The organism is Mesorhizobium sp. P171375 (assembly GCF_057786075.1).
Window position 1 is genome coordinate 4321262 of the sequence record NZ_JBYNWF010000001.1, and the last position, 18409, is coordinate 4339670.

Sequence of the window (18409 nt, forward strand, 5' to 3'; positions counted from 1 at the left end):
GAGCCCCTAATCATGAACAACGCCGAAAAAGTCAGCGTTACTATGGCTCGTGAGCAGATGCAGGCTATCCGAGAGAGTGTGGAGGCTGGCGAATTTGCCACCACCAGCGAGGCTATGCGTGATGCCGTGCGGGTGTGGCAGCGGCAACGCATAGAGGACGCCGAGCGCCTGGAGGCTATGCGCGCCCGAATCCGTCGCTCTATCGATGATCCACGCCCCAGCCTGACTTTGGAGGAGGCCGAGGCCGAGATGGCCCGCTTCATGGAAAGCGAGGCCGCTGGCTCCCCTAATGCGACGCGCTAAGGTCACGTTGCGGCCCGAAGCACTCGCCGACCTAAAGGCAATCTATCGCTCCATAGCGCTTGCCAGCCAAAGCCATGCTGTTGCCTCCGGCTTTATCGGCAGAATTCTCGGCCGGTGCCGCAGGATTGGCGATGTACCGCACGGCGGCCGGCCGCGTGACGACCTTCAGCCGGGGTTGCGTACGGTGCCCTTTGAGCGCAGCGCCGTAATCGTCTATCGAGTCGGAAAAACCGTGGAAATCGTCAATGTGTTCTACGGCGGCCGTGACTATGAGGCAGCATACCGGCGCCATGACGAAAGCACCGAGGATTAGCCTGGCGCATAAGTATAGTGCCAAGTCGCGCTGACGCGAATGAATTGACCCTTAAAGATATTGCTCGACCTTCTTGCCCACGGTCAGGAAGCGGAGCGGGTCGATGGCCTCGCCATTGTGGCGGACCTCGTAGTGCAGATGCGGGCCGGTGGAGCGGCCGCTGCTGCCGGTCTTGCCGACAATGTCGCCGGCGGCGAGCTTCTGACCGACGGCCACATCGATTTCGCTCAAATGCCCATAGCGGGTGGCAAAGCCATTGCCATGGTCGACCTCGACCATGCGGCCATAGCCGCCGTTCCAGCCTGCTTTGGTGACGACGCCGGCCGCCGTGACCTTGGCCGCCATGCCGATCGGTGCGCGGAAATCCATGCCCGAATGCAGGGCCGCGGTGCCGAGGATGGGGTCGGTGCGCACGCCGAACGGGCTGGTGACGGAATGGCCGGGCGCGGGGTTGGCGAGCGGCAGCCGCCGCGCCTCTTTCTTCAACTGGTCGAGCGTATCCAGCGCCTCGTCGAGTTCCTTGACCTTGCTGTCGAACATCATCGAGGAGTCCAGCGGGATCAACGGTCCGCCGACATCGCTTTCGTTTTTGCCGAAATCGCTGTCGACCGGCAGGCCGGCCGCCTCGAGCGCCTGGGTGATGGCATCCGCGTTCTTGTAGGCATTGTCGGCAAGCGTGGCGATACGGGTGAGCTGCTGGCTCTCGATGGCCTTGAGCGATTCGTTGATCGAGACGAACAGTTTGTCGGCACGGTCCGCCGCCGTTTCGCTGGGCAGCGGATCGGAGCGGGTCGACCACAAAGAGAACGGCCTGGTATCGCCCGAGCCGAGGCTGGCGACCGAATAGGCCAGGGGCTCGCCGCCGGTCAGTTCGGCATGCTCGTCGGGCTTGGCGGCCGCATCCGCGACGGGCGGCGTTCCGACTTCATTTTCCGCCCGTTCGAGAATCGGCCCGAGGCGACCATGGCGTTGGCTGAGCTGGCTCTGCCGATCGAGCAGTTCGCTGACCTTGGTTTCCATCAGTTTCTGGTCGAGAAGCTGGCGGCTGGTGATGCGGTCGACCTGGGCGCGCAATGCCGAGATGCGATCCTCATAAGCCTGCTGCATGCGCGCCTGCCGCGCCGTGGTGGCGCCGATCAGATCGTCGCGCAGCACCAGATAGGAGGTTGCCAGCAGATAGCCGATGGCGATTGCCGCCAGTGCCGAGCCAAGAAAGGCGACGAGCCACGGCCGAATGGTGAAATGTCGGATTTCATTGCCCCGCGCAATGATGACCGTATGGGGCTCCTTGCGCCTGCCGAAGACCGCTGACTGACCGGTTGGGTTCACGGGACCAAGCTTTCGTTACGACACCAACGAAGCCTGATTACACATTATTAGGGTTAACAAAGCTTTGCTGTGGTGCCGGCCGGCAAGGATTGCGCGCAAAACGAGTGGCGGGTTGCGGGCAGGGTGGTGACATCGGCGGCGTGTCAGAGCGCGCGCACCGCCTCCAGCACCGCTTCGGCATGACCTTTTACTCGGACCTTGCGCCAGATGCCGGCGATCCGGCCGTCCTTGCCGATCAGGAACGTCGCTCGTTCGACGCCCATATAGTTGCGGCCATACATCGTCTTTTCGACCCACAGATTGTAGGCCTCGATCACTTTGCGCTCCTCGTCGGCAACCAGGTCGACGGTGAGATCGTATTTGGTTTTGAATTTGTCGTGCTTCTTTACGCTGTCAGGCGATAGGCCGATCACGACGGCGCCGGCCTTTTCGAACTCCGGCTTCAGCTGGGAAAAGCTGATCGCCTCATTGGTGCAACTTGTGGTGTCGTCCTGCGGATAGAAGTAAAGTACGACGGGTTTTCCCCGCAACGCGGCAAGGCTGAGCGAGCCGCCGCCATCGCGCGGCAGGTCGAATTGCGGAGCAGCGTCGCCAATGTCGAGATCAGCCATATCGATGCCCTTGTTTGAGGTTACGCGCCAGGCTGCATCGTTATAGTGTCGAGCGGGGATTCGTCCACGATCGAATTCGTACAACGGAAAATTGCGTGGATCAGGAAGAACCGCAGCCCGAGAAAATCCGGTTCAGGCGTGACGAGATCACCGACCTGGGGACTTTCCCGTCTGCCTGCAGCGTGCCGCCGCTCGGCAAGGCGCGGATCGGCCGTGGGTTTCGCATCCTTGCCCGCCTGTTTGCCGGCGTCGCAGCCTTGGTGCTGCTGGCCGCCGCCGTCGTCTATGTCATCGGCGCCACCGGAATCGGCAGCGAGCGGCTGCGGGCGGAAGCCGAAGCGGCGATCGAGAAACTCGCCGGTTTCGACGTCAATGTAGCCGTCGGCCCGGCCCGGCTGACACTGGACGGATCGAGCTTCATTGCGCTGCAGGTCAAGGACGTCAGCGTCAAGACCGCAGACGGCAAGCCGATGGCCGACGCCGGGCGTGTGCGTTTCGGCATCCGGCTGATACCGCTGCTCTCGGGCGAGGTGCGGCTGACCAGCGCCAGGATTTCCGACGCCCACATTGTCACCGCGGCAATGCCGTCGGGCGGCGACTGGACAGCCGAGCTGCGCAATCAAGACGGCCTCATCGATCCGGAAAAGCTGGCCGCCGCTGTCTTCGGTCACGTCAACCATGCGCTCGATGCCGTGCGCGAGGATTCGATGCGCCGGATCGATCTCAAGAATGTCGAGTTCGAACTGCCCGAGGCCGGCTCGGTCAAGCTGGTCAACATCGCCAATGCCACCGTGCTGCAGTCGGGCCCGGGCAGCATGGAGTTCTCTTCCGAGGCGGATATCGATGGCCGGGCGCTCACGGTCACCGCTGCCGCCACCCGCGATACGACCTCCCTGCGGGTCACTGCGTTGAATGCTGCCATCGACATGGCGGCCATTCCACAGACAACGCCAGAGGCAGGTGGGAAAACCGGCGCGATCGCTTTGAAGCTGACGGGGACCGAAGGCTCGGGCGAAAGCGATTCCCGGCTGACGGCCTCGCTGTCGCTAACCGGCTCGGTGCTCGACCTCGGCACACGCGGGCTGTTGCCGGCCGATGTCGATGTCGACGCCACGCTTGTCTCCGGATCCAACAAGATCGATGTCGGCAGGCTGGTTTTGAAGACCGGCCGTTCGACTTTCAATTTCGCCGGTTCGATCGGGCCCAAGCCGGCGACCGGCGCGGCCGGTGAGGAGCCTTCCTATCGCTACGACCTGACCAGCGATGGCTCGACGCTGGCGCCGGCGGAATCGCCCGAGCCGGCGCTGAATTTCTTTGCCCGCATTGCCGGCGTCTATCAGATCAAAAGCCGCAAGCTCGTCGCCGAGCAGATCGGCATCAGGTCGGGATCGGGCAGCGAGGTGCTGGGCACAGCCGCACTTGCCTTCATCGACAACGGGCCGCCAGGCATTTCGCTGTCGCTCAACGTCCACGACATGCCGGTCTCGCACGTCAAGCAATTGTGGCCCTGGTTTTCCGCCAAGAATGCCCGGCTGTGGGTGCTGCAGAATCTGTTTGGCGGCCGTGTCGTCGACGCCAGCCTGCAGTTCCAGGTCGTGCCGGGGCGGCTCGGCAACGGCGTGCCGCTTTCGGCTGACGAGGTGTTCGGCCGGTTCCAGGTCGAGGGCTCGCGCTTCGACACCGCCGGCCGCATCCCGCCGATCCGCGATGCCATTGGCGTAGTTTCCTTCCACGGCAACGATGTCGACATAGCCCTGTCTTCGGGCAGCGTCTATATGCCGAGTGGCCGCGCCGTGGCGGCAAGCAATGGCACGCTGTCGGTGAAGGCGGCGAACCACCCGCCGGTGATCGGCGCGCTCGACATCGACGTCGCCGGAGAGGCGCCGGCCATCGCCGAACTCGCTTCCTACGAACCGATCAACGCAATGCGACATGTCGGTATTGCGCCGGACGACCTGTCCGGCACGGTGACCGGTCACGTCAAGGCCGACATTCCGCTGCAGTCCGGTGTCGACACCTCGAAGCTCGATTGGCTGGTGACGCTCGACTACAAGGACCTGTCGCTCGCCAAGCCGTTCGAAGACCAGACGATAACCGAGGCCGATGGTTCGATCGAGGTCGGGCCCGACAAGGCGGTGATCTCGGCCGACGCGAAGCTGAACGGCATTCCGGCTGAACTCGATCTGATCGAGCCGCTCGGGGATGACGGACCGCCGCGCAGCCGCAAGGTGGCGCTTGTGCTCGACGACAAGACACGCGCCACCACCATGCCTGGCCTGTCGCCGCTGATTTCGGGAACCATCAAGGTGGCGATCGACAAGAGCGGCGACGGCAGCCAGAACGTCGCGGTCGACCTGACCAGCGCCAGGCTGGATATTCCCTGGGCAGGCTGGAGCAAGGGGCCGGGCATTCCCGCCAATGCCACTTTCACCATGGCGAAGTCGAGCGACACGACAACGCTGTCCGATTTCGACCTTGATGGAAAGAGCTTTTCGGTGAACGGCGATGTCGTCCTGGTCAAGGGCGCGCTGTCTTCGGCCCGCTTCAGCAAAGTCGCTTTGAACAGGGGTGACGACGTCGCGGTGACGGTGAAGCGGTCGGGCAAGGGCTTTGCCGTTGACGTCAGCGGCAATGCGCTCGACGCCCGCTCGCTGATCAAGCAGTTCACCTCCGACGTCGATACCGCCACCAAGACCACCGGCACGGATGCGGTTTCGGTCAGCGCCGATGTCACTTCGCTGACCGGGTTCCACGACGAGGTCCTGTCCAATCTGAAGCTCGACTACAGCGCCGCCGGCTCCAAGGTGAACGGGCTTAAGGTCAGCGCCACGGCAAGTTCAGGCGCCGCCATCACCATCAGCAACACCGCAGGCAATGGCGCGCGCGCGCTCAACATGAAGTCGGCCGACGCCGGCGCCATATTGCGCTTCCTCAACATCTACGAGCACATGGAAGGCGGCTCGATCACGCTGGCGCTCAGCGGCGCGGCCGACGGGCCGATGCGAGGCCAGGTCGACTCAAGCAATTTCTTCATCGTCAATGAACCGAAGCTCGCTTCGATCGTATCGACCACGCCGGCGGGCGACAGCCGCAGCCTGAACGAAGCGGTCAAAGGCAAGATCGACACTTCGCGGGTAAAGTTCGAGCGCGGCTATTCCGAGATCGACAAGGGTTCAGGCTATCTGAAGCTGGCCAATGGCGTGCTGCGCGGCCCGCGCATCGGCACCACCTTCCAGGGCACGCTCTACGACCAGAACAACAATATGGACATGACCGGCACATTCATGCCGGCCTATGGCCTTAACCGCATCTTCGGTGAATTGCCGCTGGTCGGCGCGCTGCTCGGCAACGGTCGCGACCGCGGCCTGATCGGCGTCACCTACCGGCTCAAGGGCAACGCCAACAAACCGGTGCTGGACATAAACCCGCTATCGGTGATCGCGCCAGGCATTTTCCGGTCGATCTTCGAATACCGCTAGCACGAACAGTCGCCGAAAGGCCGAATTCGATTCTAGGCGGGTGCACGTTCGCCCTGACCACGTTCACGCCCAAGGCCTGGTGCGGATTTTCGCGCAGTCATCCGTCCGTCTATCGGGCGACGTTCCAGGATCACCAGTTGCTGCATCGGTCGCCGCTTGAAGAAGGAGATGATGCGCGCCATGCTTCCCATCAGATGGTTGCGCCGTACTTTCGCTGGGGCCGCCCGTACCTGGATTTGCTCGAAGCCCCATCGTGAATAGGCGTTGGCGTTCGGCACGGCCGTGGCCAATTGATGCCCGTTGGGTTCAGACGCTCAGAACGCACCAATGCGCGAATTGCCTGGTGGTCCCGCTCCGTCGCGCGACGAACGACAACAGCCAATTGATCCATGGGATTCGCCTCCTGTACCGCGCTCCGGTCGCGCTCGGCGGCAGGAAGTAGCAAGAGGTGTGTTTCAGCCGAATGTCGTTACGGCCGCGCTTGTGTTTCCTCCTGATGCCGTCCGGTCACACCGGCCGCACCAGAACGTGTTTTTTCTTGCCCAATGAAAGCTTTGCGACGTTTTCCGGACTGAGATCCCGAGGTGTCACCATCCTGCGGTCATCCGATATTGGCTGGTCGTTGAGGCGCACGGCGCCGCCGTGAATGTGACGCCGGGCCTCGCCGTTGGACCCGGCGAGGCCCGCGGTGACCAACAGCGACAGGATGCCGATGCCGGCTTCGAGCGCTGCGCCGTCGACCTCGACGGTCGGCAGCGTTTCGGCAGTCACGCCTTCCTCAAAAGTCTTGCGGGCCGTCTCGCTGACCTTTTCCGCCGCCTCACGGCCGTGCAGCATGGCGGTGATCTCGGTGGCGAGCACTTTCTTCGCCTCGTTGATCTCGGAACCACCCAGCGCTGCCAGGCGCGCGACCTCATCTAGGGCCAGCGTCGTGTACAGCTTGAGGAAGCGGCCGACATCGGCGTCCTCGGTGTTGCGCCAGTATTGCCAGAATTCGTAGGGGCTCAGCATCTCGGCATCGAGCCAGACCGCGCCTGACGCCGATTTGCCCATCTTGGCGCCGGACGAGGTGGTGAGCAGCGGCGTGGTCAGCGCGTAAAGCTGCGCATTTTCCATGCGATGGCCAAGATCGATGCCGTTGACGATGTTGCCCCACTGGTCGGAGCCGCCCATCTGCAGCCGGCAGCCCTGACGCTTGTAGAGCTCGACGAAGTCGTAGGCCTGCAGGATCATGTAGTTGAATTCGAGGAACGACAGCGACTGCTCGCGGTCGAGCCTGAGCTTGACCGAATCGAAGGCGAGCATGCGGTTGACGGAAAAATGCCGGCCGACATTGCGCAGGAAGTTGACGTAGTTGATCTCCATCAGCCAGTCGGCGTTGTTGACCATGATGGCGTCGTTGGGTCCGCTGCCGAATGTGAGGTAAGGCGCAAAGTTGCGGCGGATGCCGGCCAGATTGTCCTCGATATCCGCTGGCGTCAGCAGCTTGCGCGCCTCGTCCTTGAAGGACGGATCGCCGATCATCGAAGTGCCGCCGCCCATCAGCGCGATCGGCCGGTGGCCGGTCTGCTGCAGCCAGTGCAACATCATGATCTGGATCAGCGACCCGGCATGCAGGCTTTTGGCGGTTGCGTCGAAGCCGATATAGGCGGTCACCGTTTCCTTCGCGAAAAGTTGATCCAGCCCGGTCTCATCCGAGATCTGATGGATGAAACCGCGCTCGCTCATGACGCGCAGGAAATCGGATTTGAAGGCAGACATTGTTTCTTCCTGAAAGCGCCGGACCCCAACTGCCCGGCGTGATACGAACGCGGGCGTTTAGCATCCAAGCGGCCGAAGCAAAAGTGGTTTCCGGTTTGCGTCCGCAGAGACGGCATATGCTGCGCTGCCGCGCGCTTGCTTCATCGTGCCGGCTGGCGTAATGAGGCGCCGCGCCAACGGGTTCATGCAACCTTCGATCCGCTGGAACGGCACCGCACGGCATCCGCCAAAATGCCATATCCTGTGACAGAGCCCGACGCGACATATGCCGGACGCATTGATATCCATCGTCATTCCCTGCCGCAACGAGGCGGCGAACCTGCCGCTTCTGATCGATGAGATCGAGGCCGCGATGACCGGGCGCGACTTCGAAATCATCGTCGTCAATGACGGTTCGACCGACGATACGGCTTCCGTGCTTGCCGCCGAGGCGGCCAAACGCCCGTTTCCGCTTCGTCAACTGCGCCACGAAAAATCCGCCGGCCAGTCGCTTTCGGTGCGCTCCGGCGCCTGGGCGGCGCGCGGCGCCATCGTCGCCACCATCGATGGCGACGGCCAGAACAACCCCCAATATATCCCCGTGCTGGTCGACGCGCTGCGCCAAGCCGGGCCGGATTTCGGCGCCGCGCAAGGGCAGCGGCTGAAGCGCCGCGACAGCAAGATCAAGCAATTGGCGTCGCGTTTCGCCAACTGGCTGCGTGGCGCGATCCTGCATGACGACACCCGCGACACCGGCTGCGGCCTGAAGGCGATCCACACCGATATCCTGCGCAAACTGCCATTCTTCGACGGCACGCATCGTTTTGTTCCGGCGCTGGTCATCCAGGAAGGCTACCGCGTCGTGCACTGCGACGTCGTCGACCGCTCGCGGCGCCACGGCAACTCGAATTACGGCATCTTCGACCGCGGCCTGCAGGGCGTGCTCGATCTCGCCGGCGTCTGGTGGCTTCGGCGCCGGCGCCGCAGGATGCCAAAGGTAGAGGAAATCACGCATGGCTAACGTGTTTCAGGAACTGGCGACCTGGCTGCATCAGGTTTTCATCAAGCAGTTCGACGCCTGGATCCTGCTCGGCTTCGTCGCCCAGTTCTTCTTCACCATGCGTTTCGTCGTGCAGTGGCTCGCTTCGGAAAAGGCCAAGCGCAGCGTCGTGCCGGTCGCTTTCTGGTTCTTTTCGCTGTTCGGCGGCGGCCTGCTGCTGATCTATGCCATTGTGCGCCAGGACCCGGTGTTCATCGCCGGCCAGGCGATGGGCATGTTCATCTATGTCAGAAATCTCTGGCTCATCGCCAATGAGCGCAAGGCGGCGGCGATGACAAAGGTCGATTGAAGAAAGTCTGGGGTCGACTGAAGAAAGTCTGGTCAAGGCAGGATCCGGTGGTTGCAATGAACAGGAACTACGTCCTGCTTTTCCTGTTCAGCCTGCTGCTGACGGCCAGTGGGCTGGCTTCGCTGCCGCCGATCGACCGCGATGAATCGCGTTTCGTCCAGGCCACCAAGCAGATGGTCGAAACCGGCGATTATGTCGACATCCGCTTCCAGGACATGTCGCGCTATCAGAAGCCGGTCGGCATCTACTGGCTCCAATCGGCGTCCGTGGCGCTGAGCGGCGAGGGGGCTGCAGCGCCGATCTGGGTCTATCGCCTGGTCTCGGCGCTGGGCATCGCCATTGCCGTCGTGGCGATCGCCTGGACAGGCGCCAGTCTTTTCGGCGCCAACGCCGGCCTCGCGGCCGGACTGATCATGGCAGCGATCTTCGCCACCGCCTTCGAAGGCCGCGACGCCAAGACGGACGCCATGCTTCTGGCCTGCTGCGTTGCGGCGCAAGGCGCCCTGGCGCGGATCTACACCGCCTCGCGCCGCAACGAACCGGTGGCCGCCCATCTCTGGTGGATATTCTGGGTGGCGCAAGGCATTGCGATCCTGATCAAGGGACCGATTGCGCCTCTGTTGTCGGCGCTGACAGTTGCCGCGCTGTTCGCTTTCGAGCGCGATGGGCGCTGGTTGAAAAACCTGAAAGTCGGCCGCGGCCTTTTGACCGTGCTGTTAATCGCACTGCCCTGGCTCGCGCTGATCACCTGGAAGAGCCATGGCGCCTTCCTGCAGCAAGCGGTCGGCAAGGACATGCTGGGCAAGGTTGCCTCAGGCGAGGAATCGCACGGCATTCCGCCCGGCTTCTATGTGCTGACCTATTCGCTGTTCATGTGGCCGTTCGGGCTGATCGCCGTCGGCGCCGGGCTGCAGGCGCTCAACCGCCTGCGCGACGATCCGCGCCTGCGCTTTTGCCTTGCCTGGTACATCCCGTTCTGGCTGGTGTTCGAGCTGATCCCGACCAAGCTGCCGCATTATGTGATGCCGGCCTATCCCGGCATGGCGCTGCTGGTCGGCTGGCTTCTGACCCTGCAGCCGGAGGACGCCAATGCGCCGCTCAAGCGCTGGCAGTCATGGCTTTGGTGGTCGACCGCCTTCGGTCTTGGCCTGGTCAGCATCGGCCTGGCCGTTGTCTCGGTTGGCGCGCCGATCTATCTCGCCAAGGCCTTCTCGTGGTGGAGCATTCCGGCCGCGCTTGCCGCGCTCGTCACCGGCTATCTCGCCTTCCCCCGCCGTTTGCAGGTGCCCCTCCCCCGCATCGGCGCGATCGCGGCCGGCGCCGGCGTCACCCTTGGCTTGCTGTTCGGGATGATTGCCCCGTCGCTGAAGCCGATCTGGCTGAGCCCGGCGATCAAGGCCGCGGTCGACGCGAACCGTCCCTGCGACACGACCGTGCTTGCCTCGGCACCATATCACGAACCGAGCCTTGTCTTCCTGGTCGGAACCAAGACGATCCTGACCGATGTCGACGGCGTCGCCGGACACCTGCTCGGCGATCCGGCTTGCGCGCTCGGGCTGGCGCCTGTCGCCGACGAGAAGAAGCTGAGCGACATGCTGGCCGCGCAAGGCAAGACGGCCAACCGCCTGGCCGAGATCGACGGCCTCAATTATTCCTCGGGCGACAGGCTGTCGCTTGGCCTCTACCGGGTGGCCAAGTGAAAACCCCCGTGGCGCCATCTATGGTGTTTCGTCGGTCGCGCGACAATCTCCTCGACACGATGCGCATCGTGCGGCTGCGCCTGGCGACGCGCCCGGCCCGCTACCCGAAAATCCTGTGGTCGGTCTGGGCTGTGGCCTGGCTTTTGCTGACGATCGCGGTCTCGATCCGTTTTGACGACGCAGCAGGGGCGATGGTGAGGCAGTGGTCGCCCGGCTTCAAACGCTTCACAGAATTTTTCACCGTCTTCGGCCTGGGCGGCTGGTATCTCATCCCGTCGGCACTGGTGCTGCTTGCCGCGAATCTGACGGATTGGCGCAGTCTTTCCAGGCGCGCGCGGATGACCCTCTACAACTGGACCTCTTTTGCTTTCATAGTGGTGGGTTCGATCGCGGCGTCCGCTCTGGTCGTCAATGTGCTGAAATATGGCATCGGACGCGCCAGGCCGATGAATTTCAGCAAGCTCGGCGATCTGTCGCTGCATCCTTTGGCCATGGAGGCGAGCTTTGCCAGTTTCCCGTCGGGCCATGCCACGACGATGGGCGTTATTTTCGGACTGGCGTTGCTGATGTTACCACAGCGCAAATGGATGCTGCTGGCCGTGACCCTGGCCATCGCGTCGACCCGGATTTTTGTCGGCGCACACTATCCGAGCGACACCGTCGCCGGCTTCGGTCTCGGTTGTGCCGTTGCCATCGCTAGCGCGCTGGTCTTTACACGGCTGGGGTTTATCTTCCGCCACACGACAAACGGATTGCCGGTCCCTAAAACGACGTTCCGGCTGTTCCGGCGGGCTCGCAAACCAGACCGCAACGGTGCATCGCGGCAAACGAATCTCGGCATTGGGGCAACCCGGGCAAACCCCTGAATTGCCTGCGCCCTTGCATCCAGCGATATATAGCCGCTGCGGCTATTGGCTGTCGATGCCGCCCCAGCTCCGCACCAGCCGGGCCATGTCGGGCGCGCCGGCGGCTTCCTTCTCCAGCCCTTCGGCGACACCGACGCGATCGGCGACAGGGCGGTTCTGGCTGACCTTCCACTTGCCGCTGATCTCGGCGATCTCGATCTCCATCCCGATAATGCCCTTGATCTGCGACTGGATGTAGCTTGGCGGCGCATCGGTCACCGCCCAGGGTGTCTCACGCGCGCCTTCCTGCGACAGCGTCAGATCGGAAATCTGCTGCGCGATCCACTGCGCATCGTCGATCACTCTGACCATCCCGCGCACCTGGACGATGGCATAGTTCCAGGTCGGCACGACCTTGCCGGTCTCGCGCTTGGTCTCATACCAGGACGGCGTCACATAGGCGTCGGCGCCCTGGAACACCACCAGCACGGGCGATGCCGGATTGTCGGCCAGCAGGCGCCATTGCGGGTTGGCCTTGGCAAGGTGCGCGCGCAGCTTGCCGTTCGGCCCGGCCTCGGTATCAAGCAGGAACGGGATGGCGTTGGCGATGGGGCCGTCCTGTCCATTTGAAATCAGCAGGCCAAGCGGGTGCGAACGGATGAGCCCGTGCAGGACGTCTTGGCGCGTCTCTACGAAATGAGGAGGTTGGTACATGATCGGTCACGCCCTCTTCGGTTTCCACAACCTGGCATTCTGCACCGTTCAGGCAGGCCGTGCTACATGTCAGGCGTGCCAGACCATATGGATCAGCGTAAAACGGCATCCGTGCCCGTCACGGACACGAATGTGAACGATGCCGGATCCGGGGACCTTAGCGCAGCCGCTTCGGCCGCGGATCCGACAATTCGCCGGCCAGGCGCCGGTCGAGATAGTCGGCGCACTCCTCGAGCAGCAGCTCGGAATCGTTGGCGAAGAAATGGTTGGCGCCGGGCAAGGTCTTCTGCGTGATGGTGATGCCCTTTTGCGTGTGCAGCTTGTCGACCAGGCCCTGCACATCCTTGGGCGGCGCCACCTTGTCGGCATCGCCATGGATGATCAGGCCCGATGACGGGCAGGGCGCCAGGAACGAGAAATCATAAGTGTTGGGCTGCGGCGCGATCGAGATGAAGCCTTCGATCTCGGGACGGCGCATCAGAAGCTGCATCCCGATCCACGAGCCGAAGGAATAGCCGGCGACCCAGCAGCTCTTGGAATCCGGATGCAGCGATTGCACCCAGTCGAGCGCTGCGGCCGCATCCGACAATTCGCCGGTGCCGTGGTCGAATTCGCCCTGGCTGCGGCCGATGCCGCGGAAATTGAAGCGAAGCGTGGTGAAATCGCGCTTCTGGAACATGTAGAAGAGGTCATAGACGATCTTGTTGTTCATCGTGCCGCCGAACTGCGGGTGCGGATGCAGCACGATGGCGATCGGCGCGCTCTTTTCCTTGGAAGGCTGGTAGCGGCCCTCCAGGCGGCCGGCCGGACCGGTGAAAATGACCTCAGGCATAAAATACTCCACGTGGCATAAGAATGCGCGGCGCCCGGAACAACTCTTTCCTCTGGCCTTGACGCAGGGCGAGCGTCTTCTTAGAAGCTAGTTTAGAATTGTTCAAAACTGGATAGCCAGCCGTAACGGCCCGGCCATCCCCGCCGCAAGCCGCGTAAATAGGACGTCTTGCCTTGCAATTTCAAGGAAATAACGCGCTATCCCTGCGGAATGGGTTTTGACGGGATCGATTGAGCGAAAATGGCCGCAGCACGCGCCTATCTCGACTACAATGCCAGCGCGCCGCTCATCACCGAGGCGCGTGAGGCGATGATTGCGGCGCTCGATCTCGTCGCCAATCCGTCGTCGGTGCATGCCGAGGGCCGCGCGGCGCGCCGGCTGATCGAGAATGCCAGGCGCGACGTGGCCGTGCTGGTCAATGCGAAACCCGAACATGTCGTGTTCACGTCCGGCGCGACCGAGGCTGCCTCGACGCTTTTGACGCCGGATTGGCAGATGGGCCGCGGCACTGTGCGCATGAGCCGGCTCTATGTCTGCGAAGCCGATCACCCTTGCCTGCTCAATGGCGGCCGTTTCCCGGCGACGCAGGTGACGCGGATCGGTGTCGATGCCAACGGCATCGCCAATCTCGCTCAACTGACAGCCGCTCTGGCCACGCATGACAAGGCCGACGGCCTGCCGCTGGTTGCCCTCCATGCCGCCAACAATGAGACCGGCGTTATCCAGCCGATCGAGGCCATCGCTGCAATCGTCAAGGCAGCGGGCGGAATTCTGGTGGTCGATGCGGTGCAGGCTGCAGGCCGTGTTTCCATCGATATGTCAGCTGGTTATGCAGATTACTTGATTCTGTCTTCGCACAAGATCGGCGGCCCCAAGGGGGTTGGCGCCATGGTTGCCGCGGCTGACCTGATGATGCCGAAGGCGCTGATCAATGGCGGCGGCCAGGAAAAGGGCCATCGCGGTGGCACCGAAAACCTGGCGGCCATCGCCGGCTTTGGCGCCGCTGCACGGCAGGCTCTGGCCGGATTGCAGACCATGGACGGGGTGCGGGTTCGCCGCGACGAGATCGAAACCATCATCAAAACACTGGTGCCGGACACAGAAATCTTCGGAACCGGTGCGCCAAGGCTTGCCAACACGACATTCTTCGCTATTCCCGGCATCAAGGCCGAGACGGCGCAGATCGCTTTCGATCTGGCCGGCGTTGCGCTGTCGGCGGGATCGGCCTGTTCGTCGGGCAAGGTCGGGCCGAGCCATGTGCTGAAGGCCATGGGTTACGGTGACAGCCTCGGTGCTTTGCGCGTGTCCATCGGCCACGCAACGAGTGCCGGCGATATCGAACTGTTCCGGGCTGCGCTGGCGGGAATAGCCCAGCGCCGGGCGGGCAGGGAACAAGCTGCCTGAGGCGGCGAAAAGAAATTCAGGCCTCGCGGCCTGGTAGAGCCGTGCGTTGAGAAGTGGCCGGGTGAATTCCGGGTCGAAACGCACTATATGGAACTTACGCCGCTTCCGGTGCCTCCAGGGGCAGCCGTTGGCGATGCCATAGTTTGAAAACTGTCGGGCCTTGACCCCGGCGTGGATGGAGAACGCTTATGCCTGCTGTGCAGGACACGATCGATCGGGTCCGAAAGATCGACGTCGACCAATATAAATACGGATTCCAGACAGAGATCGCGATGGACAAGGCCCCCAAGGGCCTGAGCGAAGATATTATTCGCTTCATCTCGGCCAAGAAGGATGAACCGTCCTGGATGCTCGAATGGCGTCTGGAAGCCTATCGGCGCTGGCTGACGCTGGAAGAGCCGACCTGGGCGCGCGTCCACTATCCGAAGATCGACTTCCAGGACCTCTATTACTACGCGGCGCCCAAGAGCACGCCCGGCCCGACGTCGCTCAGCGACGTCGATCCCGAACTGCTGAAGGTCTACGAAAAGCTCGGCATTCCGCTGCGGGAGCAGGAAATCCTGGCCGGCGTGCAGAAGACCGACGCGTCCGAACTCGAGGAGCCCAGCGACAACGTCTACAAATCGGGCCGTGTCGCCGTTGACGCGGTGTTCGATTCCGTCTCCGTCGTCACCACATTCAAGAAGGAACTGGCGCAGGCCGGCGTCATCTTCTGCTCGATCTCGGAAGCCATCCGCGAGCATCCGGAACTGGTACAGAAGTATCTGGGCTCGGTCGTGCCGACCTCCGACAATTTCTACGCCACGCTGAATTCGGCTGTGTTCACCGACGGTTCCTTCGTCTTCGTGCCCAAGGGCGTGCGCTGCCCGATGGAGCTGTCGACCTATTTCCGCATGAACGAGAAGAACACCGGCCAGTTCGAGCGCACGCTGATCATCGCCGAGGAGGGGGCTTACGTCTCCTATCTCGAAGGCTGCACGGCACCGCAGCGCGACGAGAACCAGTTGCATGCCGCCGTCGTCGAACTGGTGGCGCTCGACGATGCCGAGATCAAATATTCGACGGTGCAGAACTGGTACCCCGGCGACGCCGAGGGCAAGGGCGGCATCTACAATTTCGTCACCAAGCGCGGCGACTGCCGCGGCGACCGTTCGAAGATCTCGTGGACGCAGGTCGAGACCGGCTCGGCGATCACCTGGAAATATCCAAGCTGCATCCTGCGCGGCGACGATTCCTCGGGCGAGTTCTATTCGATCGCCGTGTCGAACGGCTACCAGCAGGTCGATAGCGGCACCAAGATGATCCATCTCGGCAAGAACACGTCGAGCCGCATCATCTCCAAGGGCATCGCCGCCGGTTTCTCGCAGAACACCTATCGCGGCCAGGTTTCGGCGCATCGCAAGGCGACCAACGCCCGCAACTTCACCAATTGCGATAGTCTCCTGATCGGCAACCAGTGCGGCGCGCACACCGTGCCTTACATGGAAGCCAAGAACTCGACGGCGCAGTTCGAGCATGAGGCGACGACGTCGAAGATATCCGAAGACCAGAAGTTTTACGTCATGCAGCGCGGCATTCCTGAAGAGGAAGCGATCGCGCTGATCGTCAACGGCTTCGTCAAGGATGTCATTCAGCAGCTGCCGATGGAGTTCGCGGTCGAAGCGCAGAAGCTGATCGGCATCAGCCTCGAGGGCTCGGTCGGCTGACCGGAGAGATATTCAGGAAAGAAAAGAATGCTTGAGATCAAGAACCTGCATGCCCGCATCGTCGATGACGGTACCGAGATCATCCGCGGCCTGAGCCTGACGGTGAAAGCCGGCGAGGTTGCCGCCATTATGGGCCCGAACGGCTCGGGCAAATCGACGCTGTCCTATATCCTTGCCGGCCGCGAGGACTATGAAGTCACCGAAGGCGACATCCTCTATAACGGCCAATCGATCCTCGAAATGGATCCGGCCGAGCGCGCTACCGCAGGCATCTTCCTCGCCTTCCAGTATCCGATGGAGATACCGGGAGTGGCGACTATGGAATTCCTGAAAGTCGCGATGAACGAGCAGCGTAAGGCGCGCGGCGAGGAACCGCTGAAAATCCCGGAATTTTTGAAGCGGGTGAAGGACGCCGCGGCCTCGCTTAACATGGACATGGCGATGCTGAAGCGGCCGCTCAATGTCGGCTTCTCCGGCGGCGAGAAGAAGCGCGCCGAAATCCTGCAGATGAAGCTCCTGGAGCCGAGACTCTGCGTGCTCGACGAGACCGATTCCGGCCTCGACATTGATGCGCTGAAGATCGTCTCGGACGGCGTCAACGCGCTGCGTTCGCCGGACCGCGCCATCATCGTCATCACCCACTACCAGCGCCTGCTCGAGCACATCGTGCCGGATAGCGTGCACGTCCTCTACAAAGGTCAGGTGATCAAGTCCGGCGACAAGTCGCTGGCGCTCGATCTCGAAGCCAATGGCTATGCCGGCGTGATCGGCGAAGCCGCGTGAGATGCCAGAGGCGAAGCTGATGAACATGCACTCGACACCCCAGCGTACCCAGGCCGAGACGGCACTGATCGACGCTTTCGGCGAGCGGCTGTCGCTGCTGCCCGGCGACGGCGCGGTGACGCTGAAGCGCGACGACGCCATCGAGGCGATCAAGCACGGCTTGCCGACCCGGCGCATCGAATCCTGGCACTATACGGATCTGCGCCGCCTGCTGACGTCGGTGCCAGCATTCGATTCCACGGCCGCCACCAAAGCGTTGCCGCCCATCGTCGAAGGCTCCGCTATCCTGGCCGTCCTGAACGGCGTCTCGAACGCAAAGTTCCCCGCGATCGAAGGCGTGACCGTCCAGCGCCTGTCGGAAAAGCTGACCGACGGCTCGATCGCGCCGGGCCTCGACCCCTATGGCAGCGATGACGCCATCGGTGCGCTGAACACCGCCTTTGTCGCAGACGGCTATTTCGTCGACATCGCCGATGGCGTAGCGCTGGAAAAGCCGATCGAATTGCAGAATTTGCAGGCCGGCGGCCAGGTGCATGTGCGCTTTCCCGTGCGTGTCGGCGCCGGCGCCAAAGCGGCTATCGTCGAGCGTCAGGCCGGCGAGGGCGCGGCACTGGGCAGCTCGGTCAGCCAGTTGGTGCTGGGCGAGGGTGCCGAGGTGACCTGGCTGATCGTCCAGGAACAGCCGGAAACGGCCACGCATCTTGCGCAGTTCAAGGCGCATCTCGGCAAGAATTCGAAGCTGACCGTGTTCTTCATGAATGCCGGCGGCAAGCTGGTGCGTCAGGAAATCGTGGTCAGGACGACGGGCGAAGGCGCTGACTTCAAGCTGCGCGGCATCAACCTGCTCGCCGGGGATACCCATACCGACGTGACCATGGTGCTCGACCATGCCGTGCCGCACACGACCTCGACGGAAGTGATCCGCAATGTCGTGACCGGCAAGGCGCGCGGCGTCTTCCAGGGCCGCATCAACGTCCATCAATATGCGCAGAAGACCAACGCCAAGATGGCCTGCAACACGCTGCTTCTGTCGGATGACGGCGAGTTCTCGACCAAGCCGGAGCTGGAAATCTTCGCCGACGACGTCATCTGCGGCCACGGCGCGACCGTCACCGAGATCGACCACAACCATCTGTTCTATCTGATGGCACGCGGCATCGACGAGAAGAGCGCACGCGGCCTGCTGGTGAAAGCCTTTGTTGCAGAGGTGATCGAGGAATTGGACGACGAAACAATTGTCGAAGCCCTGGAAACACGGCTGGACGAGTGGTTCTTGGCGCATGGATAGCGCACGACCTTCT

General features: G+C 62.7%; 17 protein-coding genes. 11 read left to right on the forward strand and 6 right to left on the reverse strand.

All coding sequences use genetic code 11. The features are described 5' to 3' along the window. Positions 1-12 precede the first annotated feature (12 nt). The gene (locus tag ACYHH6_RS20795) at positions 13-303 is read left to right on the forward strand and encodes a ribbon-helix-helix domain-containing protein (RefSeq protein ID WP_352591749.1); all 291 of its coding nucleotides are present in this window, start codon (positions 13-15) and stop codon (positions 301-303) included. Then, positions 290-616 (forward strand): type II toxin-antitoxin system RelE/ParE family toxin, encoded by a 327-nt coding sequence (locus ACYHH6_RS20800; protein ID WP_352591746.1) that lies wholly within the window; start codon positions 290-292, stop codon positions 614-616. Before ACYHH6_RS20795 ends, ACYHH6_RS20800 begins: the two co-directional genes overlap by 14 nt. 51 nt (positions 617-667) lie before the next feature. Here ACYHH6_RS20800 and ACYHH6_RS20805 read toward each other — a convergent pair whose 3' ends face one another. Continuing rightward, positions 668-1945 (reverse strand): M23 family metallopeptidase, encoded by a 1278-nt coding sequence (locus ACYHH6_RS20805; RefSeq protein WP_352591743.1) that lies wholly within the window; start codon positions 1943-1945, stop codon positions 668-670. A 143-nt stretch (positions 1946-2088) separates the two neighbouring features. Next, complete coding sequence (locus ACYHH6_RS20810; RefSeq protein ID WP_192253484.1) at positions 2089-2556, reverse strand: peroxiredoxin; 468 nt, start codon at positions 2554-2556, stop codon at positions 2089-2091. 95 nt (positions 2557-2651) lie between these two features. Between ACYHH6_RS20810 and ACYHH6_RS20815 the strand changes: the two genes are divergently transcribed. After that, positions 2652-6035, forward strand: a complete 3384-nt coding sequence (locus ACYHH6_RS20815) for a YhdP family protein (protein ID WP_352591740.1) — start codon at positions 2652-2654, stop codon at positions 6033-6035. Positions 6036-6067: 32 nt separating this feature from the next. On the opposite strand, the gene ACYHH6_RS20820 is transcribed toward ACYHH6_RS20815, so the two are convergent. Both ACYHH6_RS20820 and tyrS read right to left on the reverse strand, forming a co-directional pair. After that, a complete protein-coding gene (locus ACYHH6_RS20820) occupies positions 6068-6325 on the reverse strand; it encodes a hypothetical protein (RefSeq protein WP_352591737.1) in 258 nt (85 codons plus the stop codon). Between the two features lie 217 nt (positions 6326-6542). After that, entirely contained in the window at positions 6543-7796 is a 1254-nt protein-coding gene (gene tyrS / locus ACYHH6_RS20825) for a tyrosine--tRNA ligase (protein ID WP_352591734.1), read from the reverse strand. Between the two features lie 265 nt (positions 7797-8061). On the opposite strand from tyrS, the gene ACYHH6_RS20830 reads away from it, so the two are divergent. From ACYHH6_RS20830 to ACYHH6_RS20845, 4 genes are read left to right on the forward strand one after another with little or no spacing between them, the layout of a single operon-like run. Next, positions 8062-8796 (forward strand): glycosyltransferase family 2 protein, encoded by a 735-nt coding sequence (locus ACYHH6_RS20830; protein ID WP_352591731.1) that lies wholly within the window; start codon positions 8062-8064, stop codon positions 8794-8796. Further along, entirely contained in the window at positions 8789-9124 is a 336-nt protein-coding gene (locus ACYHH6_RS20835) for a lipid-A-disaccharide synthase N-terminal domain-containing protein (protein WP_112561406.1), read from the forward strand. The genes ACYHH6_RS20830 and ACYHH6_RS20835 overlap by 8 nt, the downstream gene beginning before the upstream one ends. A gap of 56 nt (positions 9125-9180) precedes the next feature. Then, positions 9181-10824, forward strand: coding sequence for an ArnT family glycosyltransferase (locus ACYHH6_RS20840; protein WP_352591727.1), 1644 nt, complete (start codon positions 9181-9183; stop codon positions 10822-10824). A 59-nt stretch (positions 10825-10883) separates the two neighbouring features. Continuing rightward, positions 10884-11690: a phosphatase PAP2 family protein gene (locus ACYHH6_RS20845; protein ID WP_352591724.1), complete on the forward strand. Its 807-nt coding sequence runs from the start codon at positions 10884-10886 to the stop codon at positions 11688-11690. A gap of 42 nt (positions 11691-11732) precedes the next feature. Here ACYHH6_RS20845 and ACYHH6_RS20850 read toward each other — a convergent pair whose 3' ends face one another. Both ACYHH6_RS20850 and ACYHH6_RS20855 read right to left on the reverse strand, forming a co-directional pair. Further along, positions 11733-12383: an FMN-binding negative transcriptional regulator gene (locus ACYHH6_RS20850; protein WP_352591721.1), complete on the reverse strand. Its 651-nt coding sequence runs from the start codon at positions 12381-12383 to the stop codon at positions 11733-11735. 157 nt (positions 12384-12540) lie between these two features. Continuing rightward, entirely contained in the window at positions 12541-13215 is a 675-nt protein-coding gene (locus ACYHH6_RS20855) for an alpha/beta hydrolase (RefSeq protein WP_192253503.1), read from the reverse strand. 240 nt (positions 13216-13455) lie between these two features. Here ACYHH6_RS20855 and ACYHH6_RS20860 point away from each other — a divergent pair, with 240 nt between their 5' ends. The 4 genes from ACYHH6_RS20860 (at position 13456) to sufD (ending at position 18396) form a co-directional block, all read left to right on the forward strand. Next, the gene (locus ACYHH6_RS20860; protein ID WP_352591718.1) at positions 13456-14619 is read left to right on the forward strand and encodes a cysteine desulfurase family protein; all 1164 of its coding nucleotides are present in this window, start codon (positions 13456-13458) and stop codon (positions 14617-14619) included. A 188-nt stretch (positions 14620-14807) separates the two neighbouring features. Then, positions 14808-16325, forward strand: coding sequence for a Fe-S cluster assembly protein SufB (gene sufB / locus ACYHH6_RS20865; protein WP_352591715.1), 1518 nt, complete (start codon positions 14808-14810; stop codon positions 16323-16325). Positions 16326-16352: 27 nt separating this feature from the next. Further along, complete coding sequence (gene sufC, locus ACYHH6_RS20870) at positions 16353-17108, forward strand: Fe-S cluster assembly ATPase SufC (RefSeq protein ID WP_352591712.1); 756 nt, start codon at positions 16353-16355, stop codon at positions 17106-17108. Positions 17109-17127: 19 nt separating this feature from the next. Beyond that, positions 17128-18396: a Fe-S cluster assembly protein SufD gene (gene sufD, locus ACYHH6_RS20875; RefSeq protein ID WP_352591709.1), complete on the forward strand. Its 1269-nt coding sequence runs from the start codon at positions 17128-17130 to the stop codon at positions 18394-18396. Positions 18397-18409: the final 13 nt, after the last annotated feature.